This window comes from Streptomyces niveiscabiei (assembly GCF_001419795.1).
GTDB lineage: Bacteria > Actinomycetota > Actinomycetes > Streptomycetales > Streptomycetaceae > Streptomyces > Streptomyces niveiscabiei.
Genome location: NZ_LIRL01000446.1, coordinates 1 through 17,627, shown reverse-complemented (window position 1 = coordinate 17,627; position 17,627 = coordinate 1). Strand labels below are relative to the sequence as shown.

Annotated in this window: 15 protein-coding genes and 2 pseudogenes; 13 read left to right on the top strand and 4 right to left on the bottom strand. The window is 72.8% G+C overall.

Annotation, left to right across the window (positions count from 1 at the left end; translation table 11 throughout):
- The 3 genes and pseudogenes from AOK24_RS50945 to AOK24_RS21715 all read left to right on the top strand — a co-directional run.
- Window positions 1–492, top strand: a pseudogene (locus tag AOK24_RS50945) (aminotransferase class I/II-fold pyridoxal phosphate-dependent enzyme); the annotation flags it as partial.
- A gap of 2 nt (window positions 493–494) precedes the next feature.
- Window positions 495–1,098, top strand: a pseudogene (locus AOK24_RS50940) (pyridoxal phosphate-dependent aminotransferase); the annotation flags it as partial.
- Window positions 1,095–2,150: an MBL fold metallo-hydrolase gene (locus AOK24_RS21715; RefSeq protein ID WP_055721735.1), complete on the top strand. Its 1,056-nt coding sequence runs from the start codon at window positions 1,095–1,097 to the stop codon at window positions 2,148–2,150. The pseudogene AOK24_RS50940 and the gene AOK24_RS21715, both read left to right, overlap by 4 nt.
- Here AOK24_RS21715 and AOK24_RS21710 read toward each other — a convergent pair.
- Entirely contained in the window at window positions 2,147–2,803 is a 657-nt protein-coding gene (locus AOK24_RS21710) for a DedA family protein (RefSeq protein ID WP_055721734.1), read from the bottom strand. The genes AOK24_RS21715 and AOK24_RS21710 overlap by 4 nt on opposite strands.
- On the bottom strand, window positions 2,800–3,573 hold the full coding sequence (locus AOK24_RS21705) for an MBL fold metallo-hydrolase (RefSeq protein ID WP_055721733.1): 774 nt from the start codon (window positions 3,571–3,573) through the stop codon (window positions 2,800–2,802). Before AOK24_RS21705 ends, AOK24_RS21710 begins: the two co-directional genes overlap by 4 nt.
- A gap of 83 nt (window positions 3,574–3,656) precedes the next feature.
- On the opposite strand from AOK24_RS21705, the gene AOK24_RS21700 reads away from it, so the two are divergent.
- The 7 genes from AOK24_RS21700 (at window position 3,657) to AOK24_RS21670 (ending at window position 12,449) form a co-directional block, all read left to right on the top strand.
- A complete protein-coding gene (locus AOK24_RS21700; RefSeq protein ID WP_055721732.1) occupies window positions 3,657–4,058 on the top strand; it encodes a hypothetical protein in 402 nt (133 codons plus the stop codon).
- A 109-nt stretch (window positions 4,059–4,167) separates the two neighbouring features.
- Window positions 4,168–6,180, top strand: a complete 2,013-nt coding sequence (locus AOK24_RS21695) for an alkaline phosphatase family protein (RefSeq protein WP_055721731.1) — start codon at window positions 4,168–4,170, stop codon at window positions 6,178–6,180.
- A 100-nt stretch (window positions 6,181–6,280) separates the two neighbouring features.
- Complete coding sequence (locus tag AOK24_RS21690; RefSeq protein ID WP_055721730.1) at window positions 6,281–7,342, top strand: ATP-binding protein; 1,062 nt, start codon at window positions 6,281–6,283, stop codon at window positions 7,340–7,342.
- Window positions 7,339–9,135, top strand: a complete 1,797-nt coding sequence (locus tag AOK24_RS21685) for a vWA domain-containing protein (protein WP_055721729.1) — start codon at window positions 7,339–7,341, stop codon at window positions 9,133–9,135. Before AOK24_RS21690 ends, AOK24_RS21685 begins: the two co-directional genes overlap by 4 nt.
- A gap of 71 nt (window positions 9,136–9,206) precedes the next feature.
- Complete coding sequence (locus AOK24_RS21680) at window positions 9,207–9,632, top strand: OsmC family protein (protein ID WP_010358016.1); 426 nt, start codon at window positions 9,207–9,209, stop codon at window positions 9,630–9,632.
- Window positions 9,633–9,784: 152 nt separating this feature from the next.
- Complete coding sequence (dnaK, locus tag AOK24_RS21675; protein ID WP_055721728.1) at window positions 9,785–11,632, top strand: molecular chaperone DnaK; 1,848 nt, start codon at window positions 9,785–9,787, stop codon at window positions 11,630–11,632.
- Window positions 11,633–11,717: 85 nt separating this feature from the next.
- Window positions 11,718–12,449, top strand: coding sequence for a rhomboid family intramembrane serine protease (locus tag AOK24_RS21670; RefSeq protein ID WP_055721727.1), 732 nt, complete (start codon window positions 11,718–11,720; stop codon window positions 12,447–12,449).
- 26 nt (window positions 12,450–12,475) lie between these two features.
- Here the strand turns inward: AOK24_RS21670 and AOK24_RS21665 are convergent, their stop codons facing one another.
- Together AOK24_RS21665 and AOK24_RS21660 are read right to left on the bottom strand one after the other, a co-directional pair.
- Complete coding sequence (locus AOK24_RS21665; RefSeq protein ID WP_055721726.1) at window positions 12,476–13,339, bottom strand: helix-turn-helix domain-containing protein; 864 nt, start codon at window positions 13,337–13,339, stop codon at window positions 12,476–12,478.
- A 198-nt stretch (window positions 13,340–13,537) separates the two neighbouring features.
- Entirely contained in the window at window positions 13,538–14,365 is an 828-nt protein-coding gene (locus tag AOK24_RS21660) for a helix-turn-helix domain-containing protein (protein ID WP_055721725.1), read from the bottom strand.
- Window positions 14,366–14,493: 128 nt separating this feature from the next.
- Here AOK24_RS21660 and AOK24_RS21655 point away from each other — a divergent pair, with 128 nt between their 5' ends.
- From AOK24_RS21655 to AOK24_RS21645, 3 genes are all read left to right on the top strand, one after another.
- Window positions 14,494–14,799 (top strand): 4a-hydroxytetrahydrobiopterin dehydratase, encoded by a 306-nt coding sequence (locus tag AOK24_RS21655; RefSeq protein ID WP_055721724.1) that lies wholly within the window; start codon window positions 14,494–14,496, stop codon window positions 14,797–14,799.
- Window position 14,800: 1 nt separating this feature from the next.
- A complete protein-coding gene (locus AOK24_RS21650; protein WP_055721723.1) occupies window positions 14,801–15,544 on the top strand; it encodes a class I SAM-dependent methyltransferase in 744 nt (247 codons plus the stop codon).
- A 76-nt stretch (window positions 15,545–15,620) separates the two neighbouring features.
- Complete coding sequence (locus tag AOK24_RS21645; protein WP_055721722.1) at window positions 15,621–17,510, top strand: rhamnogalacturonan lyase; 1,890 nt, start codon at window positions 15,621–15,623, stop codon at window positions 17,508–17,510.
- Window positions 17,511–17,627: the final 117 nt, after the last annotated feature.

The following is a 17,627-nucleotide window of genomic DNA, read 5'->3' as shown; positions in this document are numbered from 1 at the left end:
GTCCGGTACGGGCCGGCGCTCCCCGCCGACGGGGTTCCCGTTCTGCCGTTTCTCGCTGATGCCCTGGCCTCCGTGGCCTCGCGCGCGGGTGTGGAGCCGGTGGGAGGCGGCGGCGCTGTACGGGAGGCGGCGTGTGGGTACTGGGCGCGGCGGGGTGTTGAGGTCGAGGCCGGGCGGGTGGTGGTGGCTCCGGGGGCGCCCGCGCTGTTGCTGGCGTTGACCGCGGCTCTTGGTGGGGACGTGCTGGTGCCGAGGCCCTGTGCCGCGTGGTGGGCGCCGTACGCGCGGCTGCTGGGGCGGCCGGTGTTCCATGTCGCGACGCCTGCCGAGTGCGGGGGAGTGCCGGACCCGTACGCGCTGCTGGAGACCGTGCGGCGGGTGCGTGAGGAGGGCGGGGAGCCGCGTCTGCTCGTACTGTCGCCCGCCGACGACCCCACGGCCACCGTCGCGCCCCCGGAGGCCGTGCACGAGGCCGTGGAGGCCGCCGAGGGGNNCGTCAGCGACCTCGCGGGCGCGCTCCTGCCGTCCGGCTGGCCCGCGGCGACGGCCCGCTTCCCCGCCGGAACCGACCTCCACGCGCGTGTGCTGGACGTCCTCACCGCGCTCGGCGCCCGCGTCGCCACCCCGGTCGCGGCAGCCGCCGCCCGCGCGCTGGAGGAGCCCGACGAGGTCACCGCGCGCGTCCAGGCCGTCGTACGCCTCCACGCGCGCGTGGCCGACGCCGTGCACCGCACCGCCGTCACGGCGGGCGCGCTGTCCCGGCCCCCGCGCGCGGGGCGCCACGTGTACGTGGATCTGGGCCCTCTGCGTGCCGCGCTCGCCGCGCGCGGGGTCGGTGACGCTCAGGAACTGGAGGACCACCTCACCGGACGGCTCGGCATGCCCGCGCCCGGCGGGCACCGGTTCGGCGACGACCTGGGCGCCCTGCGCGTACGCCTGTCCACGGGCGCCCTGCTGGGCGCGACGGACGCCGAACGGGCGGAATGCCTCACGTCACCCTCGCCGTTGGAACTGCCACACGTGCACCGCGCGTTGACCCTCGTGAGGTCGGTCTTCGACGGCCTCCGGAGCGACGCTCAGCGATGGGAGCCTCGATGACGCAGCAGTCCGAGTCGACAGCGGCCACGACCACGCGGGACACCACGGTCCCGGCGGACCCCTCCTCCCTCGCGCCCCCGTCCCCGCCGCTCGCCGAACCCCGGCCGCTGGGCGAGCGCAGGGTGTGGCCGCGGGCGTTCCACGACCGGCTGACCGCGCCGTTGCCCGGCCTCAAAGCGATGGCCCGCTTCGCCCGCGAGGGCTCCGTGCGCCCCGGCAGAGAGGGCCTCGCGGACGTCACCCGGCTGCCCGTCACCCCCGGCGCGCCCCCGCGCGTGGACGCCGGCACCATCGCCGTCACCTGGGCGGGACACGCCAGCTGGGTGGTGAGCGTCGGCGGGCTCACCGTCCTCACCGACCCGGTCTGGTCGCGCCGCATCCTCGGCACGCCCGCGCGCATCACCCCCGTCGGCGTCCCCTGGGAGACGCTCCCGACGGTCGACGCCGTCGTCATCAGCCACAACCACTACGACCACCTCGACGCCCCCACCCTGCGCCGCCTCCCGCGCGACACGCCCGTGTTCGTGCCCGCGGGGCTCGCCGTCTGGTTCCGGCGGCGCCGCTTCACACGCGTGACGGAACTCGACTGGTGGGAGGCCGCCGAACTCTCCGGCGTGCGCTTCGACTTCGTGCCCGCCCACCACTGGTCCAAGCGCACCCTCACCGACACCTGCCAGTCCCTGTGGGGCGGCTGGGTCCTCACCGCGCCCGACGGCGGGCGCGTCTACTTCGCCGGGGACACCGGCTACGGCCACTGGTTCTCCCGCATCGGCCAGCGCTACCCCGGCATCGACCTCGCCCTGCTGCCGATCGGCGCCTACGACCCGCGCTGGTGGCTCAGCGACGTCCACTGCGACCCCGAGGAGGCCGTACGCGCCGCGCTGGACGTCGGCGCGCGCAGGATGGCGCCGATGCACTGGGGGACGTTCGTCCTGTCGGCGGAACCCGTCCTGGAACCCCTCACGCGCGTGCGCGCCGCCTGGAAGGCGGCGGGACTCGACCGGGACGACCTGTGGGACCTGCCGATCGGGGGATCACGCATCCTGGACTAGGCGGACCCCGACCCGCCCTGATGGGCCCGCGACGGCCCCCGCAGCCGCCGCCACAGCACCGGCGCCGCGCTGATCGTCAGAGTCAGCGCGACCGCCGCGACGACACCCTCCCAGGGCTCCGGGAACAGCGAACCGCCCAGGATGCCGATCAGCTGGTAGGTCACCGCCCACGCGAGACAGGCCGGCAGGTTGCCCCGCACGAACCGCCGCAGCGGCCAGTCCGCGAGGAGGCACGCCAGCATCACCGGGAGCCGCCCGGCGGGCACGAGCCGGGACAGGACGAGGACGGCGACGTTGTGCTCGGCGAGCCGCTCCTGCGCCTGCGCCAGCTTCTCCTCAGGCGCCCGCGCGCGGATCGCCGCCAGCCACCGCGAGCCGTTCTTCGACCTCATCCCGCGCCGCCCCAGCCAGTACAGCGCCGCGTCCCCGCAGAACGCCGCGAAGGACGCCGTCACGAACACCAGCGCCAGCGCGAACGGCGCCGTCTGATGGAACGCCACCACGGCCGCCGAACTCACCAGCGCCCCCGTCGGCACCACCGGCACCAGCGCCCCGAGCAGCACCAGCAGGAACAGCGTCGGATACCCGATCGCCTGCTGCGTCGACTCGGTGGCCCCGGTCGACGCGCCCGCCGCCAGCCACCCCCAGCTCACCGGGCGACCTCCGGGCGCACGCTCTGCCCGTGCGCCAGTTTGTGCACCGCCACGTGAGGCGCGCGCTCGGCGGCCAGGCGCACGAACTCGTCACCCGGCGCATGGAACTCATGGGGGCGCACGGCGTCCATCCCGATCGGCCAGTACGTGCCGTAGTGCACCGGAACGGCGCTGCGCGGCCCCAGCAGCGCGAGCGCCTCGGCCGCGCGCCCCGCGTCCAGATGCCCCTCCCCGAGGTACGGGCCCCAGCCGCCCACCGGCAGCAGCGCCACGTCGACCGGCCCGACCTCCTTCGCCATCCCCTCGAACAGCCCCGTGTCCCCGGCGAAGTACGTCCGCGCCGCGCCCTCCACGACGTACCCCAGCGCGGGCGCGCGCTGCGGGCCCACCGGCAGCCGCCGGCCGTCGTGCCGCGCCGGGACCGCGCGCACGCGCACCGGCCCGACAGCCGTCTCGTCACCCGGCGCGACCTCGGTGACGTCCAGGTGGGACAGGCGCCGCAGACCCGGGACGGCGCGCGGAGCGCCCCGGGGCACCAGCAGGCGCGTGCCCGGCGCGAGCCGCGCCAGCGAGGGAATGTGCAGATGATCGGAGTGCAGGTGCGAGACGAGCACCGCGTCCGCGCGCGCCGCCTCCTCCGGGGGTGTCGCGCCGCGCCGCCGCCTCAGGTGCGCGAGCCTGCGCGCGAACAGGGGGTCGGTCAGCAGGCGCACGTTCGAATCCTCGACCGTGCAGGTGGCGTGACCCCACCAGGTGATCTCCACCGGCACCCCTTTGCCTCCTTCGCGCGACTCCCCCGAAGCCTACGGGCAGGAGTAGGGTCGGCGGCGAAACCCAGAGGTGAGGGGGCGCCATGGGACCGGTGCGCGTCACGGCGATCGCGAGTCTGACGCCGCTTCAGGAGCTCGACGACGACCCCTTCCTCGTGGACTCCCGCACCCAGCACGCCATCTGCGCCCGCTGGGCCGAGGAGCACGGCTACACCGTCGTCCGCGAACTCGTCGTCAGCGGACTGCGCGCCGACCACTGCGTCCTGTGGGACGGCGTCCGCCCCGGTGCCGACCTGTTCGTCGCGCCCAGCGCACGCGTGCTGGAGAGCGCCCTGTCCTCCGTCGAGGAGTTCACCGCCGAATGCGAACGCCGCGGGGTACGGGTGGAGACCGTGGGCGGCGCGGAACCCGCCTACGACGCGCAGATGAAAGCCCGCGTCCACCGCAGGCTGTCCATGCCGACGGCCGGATACGACGGCCGCTAGGCCCTGCCGGCGTCCGGACGGCGTTGTCAGTGGTGTGTGACAGGGTGGAGCCGTGAAGAGCGGAGGGCATTGGCGGCGGATCGCCAGTCAGGCAGGGCGCAGCATCACGGTGTGGGCGGCGTCCACGCTCACGATGCTCGTCCTCGCCGGGATCCTGCCCGACTTCCGGCTCACCTCGAACGACGGCGACAGCGCAACCCGCATCGCCGTCACCGCAGGCGCCGGAGCCGGCGTGTTCGGTGTCCTGTCCGCCCTGGTGTGGCCCGTCCTCGTCCGCCTGCTGCTGCTCGTGCCCGCGCTCGTCCTCGGCCTGCTGGTGTTCGCGCTCAACGGCTCGCTGCTGCTGGTCGCGCTGCGCGTCAACCCGTCCGCGCAGGGCGCCGCCGCCCCCGAGACCGCCGTGATCGTCGCCGCCGTCATGTCCGCCGTCGCCTCCGCGACCGGCGGCGCCCTCGCCGTCCGCGACGACGACGCCTACCGCCGCCGCCTCTACCGCCTCGCCGACCGCCGCCGGCGCGGCGGCCCCGCGAGCCCCCAAACGCCCGGGACGGTCTTCCTCCAGTTCGACGGCGTCGGCCACGACCTCCTGCACACGGCCGCGCACACGGGCCTCATGCCGACCGTCGCCCGCTGGCTCGACACGGACGGCGGCAGCCACCGCCTCACCCCCTGGCGCACCGACTGGTCCAGCCAGACCGGCGCCAGCCAACTCGGCATCCTGCACGGCTCCAACCACGACGTCCCCGCCTTCCGCTGGTACGAGAAGGACACCCGGGAGGTCATGGTCTGCAACCGCCCCACCAGCGCCGCCGAACTCCAGCGCCGCGCGGTCGAGCGCACCCGCGACAGCGGCCTGCTGTCCGCCGACGGCGCGAGCCGCGGCAACCTCTTCGGCGGCGGCGCCGACGAACAGGCCCTCGTGCTGTCCGTCGCCGCCCGCCGCAGGCGCGAGAACCGCTCCCGCGCCGGGTACTTCGCCTACTTCTCCGACCCCGCCAACGCCGTCCGCACGGCGCTGTCGTTCGTCGCCGAGGTCGGCCGCGAGATCGGCCAGTCCACCCGCGCGCGGGTACGCCGCAAGCGCCCGCGCGTGAAGCGCGGCGGCCTCTACCCGCTGGTGCGCGCGTTCGCGACGGTCGTCGAGCGGGACGTCGTGGTCGCCGCCGTCATGGGCGACATGCTCGCCGGGCGCACGTCGGTGTACGCCGACCTCGTCGCCTACGACGAGGTCGCCCACCACTCCGGGCCGCTCAGCCGCGACGCCGAGAAGGTCCTCGCCCGCCTCGACCGCTCCCTCGCGCTGATCGAGAAGGTCGCCGAGCACGCGCCGCGCCCGTACCGGATCGTCGTCCTGTCCGACCACGGCCAGAGCCCCGGAGAGACCTTCCGGGCGCGCTACGGACTCACCCTCGGCGACCTGGTCCGCGCCGGCTGCGGGCTGCCCGTGCCGCGCCGCGCCGAGCGCACGCACAGCGGCGCCGAGGCGCGGGCCGCCGTCCGCGCGGCGCTGCGCCGGCCCGTCGAGGAGCGCGGCGAGCGCCACCGGCCCTCGCGCCGCTCCGAACCGGTCGTGCTGGCCTCCGGGAACCTCGGCCTGATCTCCTTCCCCGACGTCCCGCACCGGATGACGAAGGAGGAGATCGACGCCCGCCACCCCGCGCTGCTGACGACCCTCGCCAACCACCCCGGCGTCGGCTTTCTGCTGGTGGCCAGCGCCGAGCACGGCGGGGTCGTCCTCGGCGCGTACGGCGCGGAGCTCCCGGTCGCCGAACTCGTCGATGGCCAGGGCCCGTTGGCGCCCTTCGGGCGGGGCGCCGCCGACGCCGTACGCCGGACGCACGGCTTCCCGCACACCGCCGACGTGATGGTCAACTCCTTCCACGAACCGGCCGACGGGGAGGTGCTCGCGTTCGAGGAGCAGATCGGGTCGCACGGCGGGCTCGGGGGCGCCCAGGGGAAGCCGTTCCTGCTGTCCCCGCGCGCGTTGTCGGAGCCCGTCGGGGAGGGGGAGGAGCTGGTGGGCGCGGAGCAGGTGCACCAGGTGCTGCGGCGGTGGCTGGGCGAGGCGAACGGGCCGCAGGTGCCGGTGCAGGACACGGACGAGGACCGGCAGGCGGCATAGGCGCATAGGCGCGAGGGGGACGCGGTCCGCAGAGTGCGCCGTAGTCGTACGAGCCGAAAATGAGCTGCGATCCCTCACGGCGCCCACCCACACTGTCGTCGTGCAAGCAGCCGTCACCATCACTCCCGCCCGTCTCCCCGAACTCCTCCTCGGCCTCGCCACCGTCCGGCCGGTGTTCGTGTGGGGTGCGCCAGGCATCGGAAAGTCCTCCCTGGTACGGGAGTTCGCCGCCTCGCTGGGCCTGGAGTGCGTGAGCCTGCTCGGGACGCAGCTCGCCCCGGAGGACCTGATCGGCGTGCCGCAGATCCGGGACGGCCGCTCGGTGTTCTGCCCGCCGGAGACGATCGCCCGCGACGAGCCGTACTGCCTGTTCCTGGACGAGCTGAACGCGGCCACCCCCGACGTGCAGAAGGCGTTCTACTCGCTGATCCTCGACCGCCGCATCGGCGCCTACGAACTCCCCGAGGGGTCGATCGTCGTCGGCGCCGGGAACCGCGCCACCGACAACGCGCTCGCCCGCCCCATCGCGTCCGCGCTGGTCAACCGCCTCGCGCACGTCCACCTGGAGGTGTCGGCGAAGGACTGGCTGGCCTGGGCGGCGGGCGCCGGCATCCACCCGTGGATCCTCGACCACCTCACCGACCGCCCCGACCACCTCTGGTCCAAGCCCCCGAAGACCGAGGAGCCGTTCTCCACGCCCCGCTCCTGGCACATGCTCTCCGACGCCCTGCACTCCTTCGGCCAGGGCCTCGACGAGCAGACCCTCAAGGTCCTCGCGCACGGCACGCTGACGCCCGCGCACGCGACCGCGTTCTGCGGGTACGTCAAGATCGTGCGCAGCCGCTTCGGCATCGAGGCCGTGCTGCGCGGCGACGCCCGCTGGCCGCACCGGGTCGAGGACCGCGACCTGCTGTACTTTCTCGCCGAGTCGTTCCGCGAGCGCCTCGTGAAGGAACTCCCCGCGAACAAGGAGCACATGTCGGCGAACGGCCGCCAGACCGCGTACCGCGCGAAGGCGCTGCTCGTCCAACTCGCCGAGATCTCCGTGGAGATCGCCCAGGGCGTCATCGCCTCCGACGCCGACGGCAACCCGCTCCTGCCGTCCTGGTTCCTCGTCGAGGCGGCCCGCGACATGCCCCGGCTCGTCGAGGCGCGCACATGAGCCGGGGCGGGCGGCAGAAGAAGAAGCGGGACGTCGCGGGGGAGGCGTTCGCCGAGGGGATGCGGCTGATGCGGGCCAACCCGGCGCTCAACTCCGTGCCGCTCAGCACCTGCCGGCACGAGGACTGCGAACTCGCGCCCCACGACGGCCTGTTGCGCGTCCTGTCCGACGGCGTCGCCCACGCCCACCCCGCCCGGCACGCCGAACCCGCCGACTGGGCCTGGGCGTTGGCGCACGCCGCCCTCCACCTCGGCTTCGGGCACGTGCCCGCCGAGCGCGGCGAACGCGTCCAGCCTGACCGCTTCGACCTCGCCGCGCGCTGCGCCGTCGTCAACCGGTTCCTGCTCACGTTCCCCGTCGGCCGCACCCCCGAGGACCTTCCGCCCTCCTATCCCGACGGCGACGAGGAGCAACTCGCCGCGCGCTGGCGGCGCGAGGGCATCCCACCCGCCTACGACCGCCTCGGCACGGCCGGTTCCGAAGCCGATCAGGTCCTTCTCACCTGGAGCGACAAGTACCGGCAACCACCGGACTGGCAGCCGGAGTTCGCGCAGGCCCTCACCCGTACGATGAGTGCCGCCCTGGACGTCGCGGGCGGGCGGCGCGACAGCGTCACCGGCGAGCGGGAACCCCTGCGGCCCTGGCACCGCGCGCTGAGCTGGTTCGTCTCCTCCTACCCCCTGCTCGGCGGCATCGCCTCCGGCATCACCCTCGTCGCCGACGCCGAACTCGCCCGCGCCCACGGCATATCCGTCGCCGCCGTCGACGCCGGGGCCGGGGAGATCTACGTCAACCCGCTGTGCCAACTCGACGACGAGGAATGGCGGTTCGTCCTCGCGCACGAGATGCTGCACGCCGCCCTGCGCCACGGCGACCGGTGCGGGCCCCGCGACCCGTACCTCTTCAACGTCGCCTGCGACTACGTCGTCAACGCCTGGCTGCGTGAGATGCAGGTCGGAGTGATGCCCGAAGGGAGCCTGTACGACGCCGAGTTGGCCGGGCTGTCCGCCGAGGAGGTGTACGACCGGATCGCCGGCGACCTGCGGCGGATGCGGCGCCTGGGGACCCTGCGCGGGAAAGGGCGAGGCGACATCCTCGGCGGGCCCCTCGGGGCGCCCCGCGACCATGTCGACCTCGACGAGTTCTACCGGCGCGGGCTGTGCCAGGGCTTCGAACTCCACGACCGGCAGCAACGCGGTTTCCTGCCCGCCGGGTTGGTCGAGGAGATCCGGGCGCTCAGCCAGCCGCCGCTGCCGTGGGACGCGCGACTCGCCCGCTGGTTCGACGAGTTCGTGCCACGGCCCGAACCCCTGCGGACGTACTCCCGGCCCTCCCGGCGGCAGGCCGCCACCCCCGACATCCCGCGCGCCGGACGGTACTTCCCGCCCGAGGAGGTCGCCCGCTGCACGTTCGGCGTCGTCCTCGACACCTCCGGCTCCATGGAGCGGACGCTGCTCGGGAAGGCGCTCGGCGCCATCGCCTCCTACGCCGAGGCCCGGGACGTGCCCGCCGCGCGCGTCGTGTTCTGCGACGCGGCGCCCTACGACGCCGGGTACCTGCCCGTCGCCGAGATCGCCGGGCGGGTTCGGGTACGCGGGCGCGGGGGGACCGAACTCCAGCCCGGGATCGACCTGTTGACCCGCGCCGGGGACTTCCCGAAAGGGGCGCCCGTGCTCGTCATCACCGACGGCTGGTGCGACGTACTGCGCGTGCGACAGGAGCACGCCTACCTTCTTCCACAAGGACGCCGCCTGCCGTTCACCCCACGAGGGCCGGTCTTCCACATGCGGTGAACCGGAGTGTGATCGGATAGGGTCACGCGGCCCCGGTACCGGGACCGATGTGACAGCGAAAGGGATTCAACGTGGCCACCACGCGCACCGCACACACCGTCTGGGAAGGCAACCTGGTCGAGGGGAACGGCACCGTCGCCTTCGACTCCTCCGGCATCGGCTCGCAGGCCGTGTCGTGGCCGTCGCGCGCGGAGGCCGCGAACGGGAAGACCAGCCCCGAGGAACTGATCGCCGCCGCGCACTCCAGCTGCTTCTCCATGGCGCTCTCGCACGGCCTCACCGGCGCCGGGACCCCGCCCACCCGGCTGGAGACCAAGGCCGACGTCACGTTCCAGCCCGGCACCGGCATCACCGGCATCCACCTCACCGTCCGCGGTGAGGTGCCCGGCCTCGACGCGGAGGGCTTCGCCGCCGCGGCCGAGGACGCGAAGAAGAACTGCCCGGTGAGCCAGGCGCTCGCGGGGACGACGATCACGCTGACGGTCGAGTCGGCCTGAAACAGGGCGTAAGCGGTTACTGCCGTTCGCCGGCGCGCGGGATTCCTTCGGGACCCGCGCGCTTCGTCGTACGGAGGCAAGGCCCCCTTGACAACCCTCCGCTCAAGTTTTGTGCTGGAGAGTCCGAGGCACCCGGACGGAAGGGGACGGCGATGGGGCGGCCGGTCGGGATCGATCTGGGGACCACCAACTCCGTGGTGGCGGTGCTGGAGGGCGGGGAGCCCACCGTCGTCGCCAATGCCGAGGGGGCGCGGACCACGCCGTCCGTGGTCGCCTTCGCCAAGAACGGGGAGGTGCTGGTCGGGGAAGTCGCCAAGCGGCAGGCCGTCACCAACGTCGACCGGACCGCGAGGTCCGTCAAGCGGCATATGGGAGACGGGAGTTGGCGATTCCCTGAGCAGGGGGACATCGACGGGACGCGGCTGCGGGCCCAGGAGCTCTCCGCCCGGGTGTTGCAGAAACTCAAGCGGGACGCGGAGGCCTACCTCGGCGAGGACGTGACCGACGCCGTCATCACCGTGCCCGCCTACTTCGACGACGCGCAGCGGCAGGCGACCAAGGAGGCCGGGGAGATCGCCGGGCTGAAGGTGCTGCGGATCATCAACGAGCCCACCGCCGCCGCCCTCGCGTACGGGCTCGACCGCGGCGACGAACAGACCGTGCTCGTCTTCGACCTCGGCGGCGGCACGTTCGACGTCTCGCTGCTGGAGATGGGCGACGGCGTCATCGAGGTCAAGGCCACCAACGGCGACACGCTGCTCGGCGGGGACGACTGGGACCAGCGGATCGTGGAGCACCTGGTCAAGCGGTTCACGAGCCAGTACGGCGTGGACCTCGGCAAGGACAGGATGGCCGTCCAACGCCTGCGCGAGGCCGCCGAGAAGGCGAAGATCGAGCTGTCGTCGTCGACCGAGACCACCGTCAACCTGCCGTACATCACCGCGTCGGCGGAGGGCCCGCTCCACCTGGACGAGAAACTGACGCGGGCTCAGTTTCAGGAGCTCACCGCCGACTTGCTCGACCGCTGCCGCACACCGTTCCACCAGGCCGTCAAGGACGCGAAGGTGCAGCTCTCGGCGGTCGACCACGTCATCCTGGTCGGCGGATCGACGCGGATGCCCGCGGTGACCGACCTGGTACGGGAGTTGACCGGCAAGGACCCGCACAAGGGCGTCAACCCGGACGAGGTCGTCGCGCTCGGCGCCTCGCTCCAGGCCGGGGTGATCCGCGGCGACGTGAAGGACGTCCTCCTCCTCGACGTCACCCCGCTGTCCCTCGGCATCGAGACCAAGGGCGGCATCATGACGAAGCTCATCGAGCGCAACACCACGATCCCCACCCGGCGTTCGGAGATCTTCACGACCGCCGCCGACAACCAGCCCTCCGTCGGGATCCAGGTCTACCAGGGCGAACGCGAGATCGCCGCGTACAACAAGAAGCTCGGCGTCTTCGACCTCACCGGCCTGCCGCCCGCCCCGCGCGGCGTCCCGCAGATCGAGGTCGCGTTCGACATCGACGCCGACGGGATCATGCACGTCTCGGCGAAGGACCTCGCGACCGGCCGCGAGCAGAAGATGACCGTCACCGGCGGCTCGGCGCTGCCCAAGGACGCCATCGACCGGATGATGCGCGACGCCGAACAGTACGCCGACGACGACCGCAGGCGGCGCGAGTCCGTCGAGACCCGCAACCAGGCCGAGCAACTCGTGTACCAGACCGAGAAGTTCGTCCGGGAGAACGAGCAGAGCGTCCCGGCGGAGATCCGCGCGGAGGTGACCGCCGCCGTCGACGAGGTGAAGACGCTGCTCCAAGGGGAGCCGGACACCGCCGAGTTGAGGGCCGGCGTGGAGAAGCTGTCCGCCGTGAGCCAGCGGATGGGGCAGGCGATGTACGCGCGCGCCCAGGAGCCGGACGGGCCGCCGCCCCGGCCGGAGGAGGACGGCGTGGTGGACGCCGAGATCGTCGACGACGAACGGGACGGGAAGGGCGGAGCCGCTTAGCGAGGACGCAGGTGGGGAAAGTGCCCCGCACCTGCGTACAGTGGCCGAAAGAGGGCCGAAAGAGGTACGGACAGGGGGAGTGGTCATGGCCACCAGAGAGCAGGCCGGCGCCGAGCAGATGATCGCGGAGGCGCGCAAGGCGTTCTTCGTGGTGTTCGCCTTCGTGGCCGTCGTCTGGGCGATCCAGCTCGCCAACTTCGCCGACGACTACGGCCTCTCCCGCGACTACGGCATCGTCTCCGGCGATGCCGGCTCCCTCACGCACATCCTCACCGCGCCGTTCCTGCACTGGAACTGGGCCCACCTGGAGAGCAACTCGGGGCCGCTGTTCGTCTTCGGGTTCCTCGCCGCGTACCGGGGCGTCGCCAAGTTCCTCGTGCTGTCCGGGCTGGTCGCCGTGGTCAGCGGCATGACCGTCTGGCTCTTCGAGGCCGACCGGGTGTCCACCGTCGGCGCGAGCGGGCTGATCTTCGGTTACTTCGGGTACGTCGTCGTACGCGGCCTCTTCGACCGGCACCTGATCGACAGCCTGATCGGCGTCGTCATGGGCGCGTCGTTCGCGTACCTCCTCACGGTCGCCGTCCCCGGCACGCCCGGCGTGAGCTGGCTCGGCCACCTCGGAGGGCTCGTCGGCGGGCTGCTGGGGGCGTGGCTGCTGCGCGACCGCAGGGCCAAGGCGCCGAAGAGCGGGCCGAGCGCTCCCGCGACCCCCTCGGTGACCGGCGGGAGCGGCGCCAAGGGCGAACTCCCGGCGTCGCCGGCCGACGGCTCACGGGCTGACCTGCACAAGGAGCTCAAGGACCTGGGGTTGTTGTAGCAACCGGTTGCTGAGAGTTACCGCTTTCAGTAACTGTCGCGGATCTCGCGCAGGATGTCCTGCGTACGCTGCGCCGACGCCGCGTGCGTCGTCATGTGGTCCAGGACTTCGAGGTGCGCCGAGACCTCCTTGCGGGAGTCCAGGTACAGCGCGCCCGTCAGGTACTCGGTGACGACCATGTCGGGGAGTTCCGGTTCGGCGAAGCGGAACAGGGAGAACGGCGCGTACGTCCCCGGATGCGGGCCCGCCGCGAACTCGGAGACCTGGAGCGTGACCCGGTCGCGCCGGCTGAACTCCAGGAGTTTGTCGAGCTGTTCGCGCATGACCGAGCCGTCGGTGCTGACCGGGCGGCGCAGCACCGTCTCGTCCATGACGCACCACAGGTGCGGCGGGTTGTCGCGGTCCAGGAGGGACTGGCGGGCGATGCGCAGCGTGACGTGCCGCTCGATGGTCTCCGGGGTGGTCTGCCCGACCGTCCCCGCCTCCAGGACGGCGCGCGCGTACCGCTCGGTCTGGAGGAGGCCCGGCACGAAGTGCGGCTCGTAGGAGCGGATCATCCGCGCCGCGCCCTCCAGGCTGACGTAGAGGCTGAACCACTCGGGCAGCACGTCGTGGAAGCGCTGCCACCAGCCGGGCCGGTTGGCGTCCTCGGCGAGCATGACGAACGCCGCCGCCTCGTCGTTCGGCACCCCGTACGTCTCCAGCAGGACCTGGACGTACGGGATCTTGAGGGCCACCTCGGCGGTCTCCATGCGGCGGACCGTCGCGGGCGCCACCCGCAGGGCGCGGGCCGCCTCCTCCCGGCCGAGGCCGGCCGTCTCCCTCAGCTCCTGGAGCCGTCTGCCGAGTACCACCTGGCCCACGGTGGGCGCGGGTCGCCGCTCACTCACGCCACGTCTCCCCTACGCGTCGAGAACTGTGTGCAGTGTGTCATGTTCCGGTGTGCGTCTCACGGGTGCGAAGAGAGAAACAAGGGCGAGACTGTGGGTGCATGATGTGTGACATATCGTACGCCTCTCGGGTGGCCTGTGACATGTCACGGACCGCGGTTTTACCTTTCCGGTGCCTGCCCATGTCTTGACGGACCATCAGGAACCCGTTTCCTGAAGGTACTTCGCGGTCGCCGGGTCGGCCGGCAGGAGCGTCTCCACGGCCAGTTCGGCGACCGTCACGTCCGTCGGGGTGTTGAACGTGGAGATCGACGACACGAACGACAGGGTCCGGCCCGCGTGCGTGATCCGCAAGGGCAGCGCGAACACCGGGGCGTCCGGGGCGGGTTCGGTGTCCCGGGGCTCCCGGGGCGCCGGGTACGCGGCGACCTCGTCGTACAACTCCCGCAGTCCCGGCGAGCGTTGCAGGGCCAGTTGGCGTTCCATCTGGTGCAGGAGGTGGGCGCGCCACTCGGGGAGGTTGCGGATGCGCGGCGCGAGGCCCTCCGGGTGCAGGGTCAGGCGCATCGCGTTGAGCGGGGGAGCCAGGAGGGTGTCCGCGACGCCGTCCAGCAGCATCGCGATGCCCCGGTTGGCGGCGACGACCGTGTAGACGCCGTCCACCACCAGGGCCGGGTACGGCTCGTAGCCCCGCAGGAGCTGCTCCAGGCCCGCGCGGACTCCGGCGAGCGCCGGGTCGTCGAGCGGGGTCTGCGCATAGCGCGGGGCGTAACCCGCCGCCAGCAGCAGGGCGTTGCGCTCGCGGACCGGCACCTCCAGGTGCTCGGCGAGCCGCAGCACCATGTCCTCGCTCGGGCGCGAACGCCCCGTCTCCACGAAGCTGATGTGCCGCGCCGAGGAGTCCGCGCGGAGCGCCAGCTCCAGCTGGCTGACCTTGCGGTGCTCCCGCCAGGCGCGCAGCAGCGGCCCGACGCCCTGGCCGGGGGTGGCGGAAGGGGGCTCGGTGCCGCTCGCGACAAGGGTCATGCGGATGACCGTATCCGAACGGCCGTACGGGGAAACCGGTTGCGCGAAAAGGGTGAGTGCGCCCGTCGGCAACCGGTTGCTGGTGGCAGGCTGGGAGAACGCCGTACGTCCACGCGAGGGAGTTCGCCATGCCCGCCGAACCGCTGTCCCCGAAGGAGACCGAGGAGCAGCTCGCCGCACTGCCCGGCTGGGCCGTCGAGGGCGGCGCGCTCGGCTGCCGCTACCGGTTCTCCTCCCACTTCGCCGCCACCGCCTTCGTCGTCCATGTCGCCCGTATCCAGGACGAGTTGAACCATCACTCCGACCTCACCCTCGGATACGACACGGTCACCCTGGCCGTCCGCACCCACGACGCCGGGGGCGCCCTCACCGCCCTCGACTTCCAGCTCGCCCGGCGGGTGCGGGAGTCGGCGGTCGCTCACGAGGCGCGCTGAATTGCTCGACTACGACAAGGAGGCCGAGCGGTACGACGCGTTGCGCGGCGGGGAGCCCCGGGCGCAGGCGGCAGCCGGTGCCGTGCTCGGACTGATCCCCCGGGAGGCCCGCTCCCTCCTCGACCTGGGGTGCGGAACCGGCATCGTCACCCGCCGGATCGCCGCCTCCCGGCCCGGGCTGAGAGTGACCGGCGCGGATCTCACCTACGGGATGGCACGGCACGCGGCGGCCCGGCTCCCCGGCGCGATCGTGCTCGCGGACAGCCGCCAACTGCCCTTCGGACACGGCCGGTTCGACGCGGTCACCAGCATCTGGCTGCTCCATCTGCTGCCCGCCCAGGGCGACGTCCGCCGCACCGTCGCCGAGTGCGCGCGGCTGCTGCGGCCCGGCGGGGTGTACGTCACCACGGTCGACAAAGGGCCCTCGCACAATGTGGGGAGCGACATCGACGCCGTCCTCGCCGGGCGCCCCCGGTCGCCGGTGCCGGACAGGGCCGAGGTGGTCGAGGGGTACGCCGCCGAGGCGGGGCTCACTCCGGTGGGCGAGGCGAGGTTCACCGGGCGGGGGCAGGGGCGCAGCCCGCGCCGGACCATCGCCGACCTCAGGCGGGGCTGGTTCATGACCCTGCCGCCGGGCCACCCCCTCGCAGCCGGCTTCGAGGAGCGGCTCGCCGCCCTGCCGGACCAGGAAAGGCCGCGCCCCGACCCGGAGTTCAGGCTGAGAGCGTTCAGGAAAACACGCTAGGACCCGGCAACTCCCGTACCCCCGGCGGCGACTGACCCACCAGAAGCTGTCCGTCCTTCCGGGAGGTACCCCCACCATGCCGCACCCGCGCCGAAGGAACCACACCCCCACGCACACCCCCCGCCTCAGACACCGCCTCGCCCTCCTCACCGCAACAGCCCTCGCCGCCACGGGACTTGTCACCCTCGCCCCCCACCCGGCCGGCGCCGCCACCGCCCGTCAGGTCGAGGCCCTCGACCGAGGCGTGGTCAGTGTCCACACCGACGCGGGGAACCTCGTCAGCTGGCGGTGGCTCGGCACCGACCCGGGCGACGTCGCGTTCAACGTCTACCGCGCCGGAACCAAGGTCAACTCCACCCCGGTCACCGGCTCGACGAACTACTTCCACGCCGGAGCGCCCAACCAGGCCGACTACACGGTCCGCGCGATCGTCGGCGGCGTCGAACAGGCCGACTCCGTGCACGCGGTGCAGTTCCGCACCGGCTACAAGGACGTCCCGATCACCCCGCCCGCAGGCGGCACGACCCCCGACGGCGTGGCCTACACCTACGAGGCGAACGACGCGTCCGTGGGCGACCTCGACGGCGACGGCGCGCTGGACTTCGTCCTCAAGTGGCAGCCGACGAACGCGAAGGACAACTCCCAGTCCGGGTACACCGGGAACACGATCCTGGACGGCGTCAAACTCGACGGCACCCGCCTGTGGCGTATCGACCTGGGCCGCAACATCCGCTCCGGCGCGCACTACACGCAGTTCCAGGTGTACGACTACGACGGCGACCGCAAGGCCGAGGTCGCCGTGAAGACGGCCGACGGGACGGTCGACGGCGGCGGCACGGTGATCGGCAACTCCGGCGCGGACCACAGGAATTCAAGCGGATACGTGCTGTCGGGGCCGGAGTACCTGACGATGTTCAACGGCCAGACCGGACGCGCGATGCAGACCGTCGACTACGTCCCGGGGCGCGGCACGGTCTCGTCCTGGGGCGACTCGTACGGCAACCGGGCGGACCGGTTCCTCGCGGGCACCGCCTACCTGGACGGCGCCCGGCCCTCGCTGATCATGGCGCGCGGCTACTACACGCGCACGGTCATCGCGGCCTGGGACTGGCGCGGCGGCGCCTTCACCCGCCGGTGGACCTTCGACACCACCTCGTCCACCAACTCCGGCAAGGGGTACGACGGCCAGGGCTCGCACAGCCTCTCCGTCGGGGACGTCGACAACGACGGCCGGGACGAGATCGTGTACGGCGCGATGGCCGTCGACGACAACGGCAACGGGCTGTGGACCACACGGACCGGCCACGGCGACGCGCAGCACCTCGGCGACCTCGACCCCGCGCACCCGGGCCTGGAGTACTTCAAGGTCTCCGAGTCGACGTCCCAGCCCGCCGAGCTGTACATCAACCCCGCGAACGGCACGGTCAACTGGCGGCTCGCCGCCTGCTGCGACAACGGGCGCGGGGTCGCCGGCGACATCTGGGCCGGCAACGACGGCGCCGAGGTCTGGTCGGCCTCGGACACCTCGATCCGCGACGAGGCGGGCGCGGCGAAGGGGCGCGAGCCGTCGTCCGTCAACTTCCTGTCCTGGTGGGACGGCGACCCCGTCCGCGAACTCCTCGACGGCACCCGCATCGACAAGTACGGCACCTCGTCGGACACGCGGCTGCTGACCGGCTCCGGCGTCCACTCCAACAACGGCACGAAGGCGACCCCCGCGCTGTCCGGCGACATCCTCGGCGACTGGCGCGAGGAAGTCGTCTGGGCGACCTCTGACAACAGGGCCCTGCGGATCTACTCGACGCCGTACGAGACGTCCACGAAGATCACGACGCTGCTCCACGACACCATGTACCGCACGGGGCTCGCCTGGCAGAACACCGCCTACAACCAGCCCCCGCACCCCAGCTTCTTCATCGGCGACAAGATGCCGGCCGCGCCGAGGCCGACGGTCTACACCCCGTGACCCCGCGCTAGCCCGGCACCGATACCGAGGCGGCCACCACCACGAGAGGTGGCCGCCTCTCGGCTGCCGCCGGGGCACCCGCTGTCTCCCGCGCGCTGGCCCCGCCCCCCCCCGGCG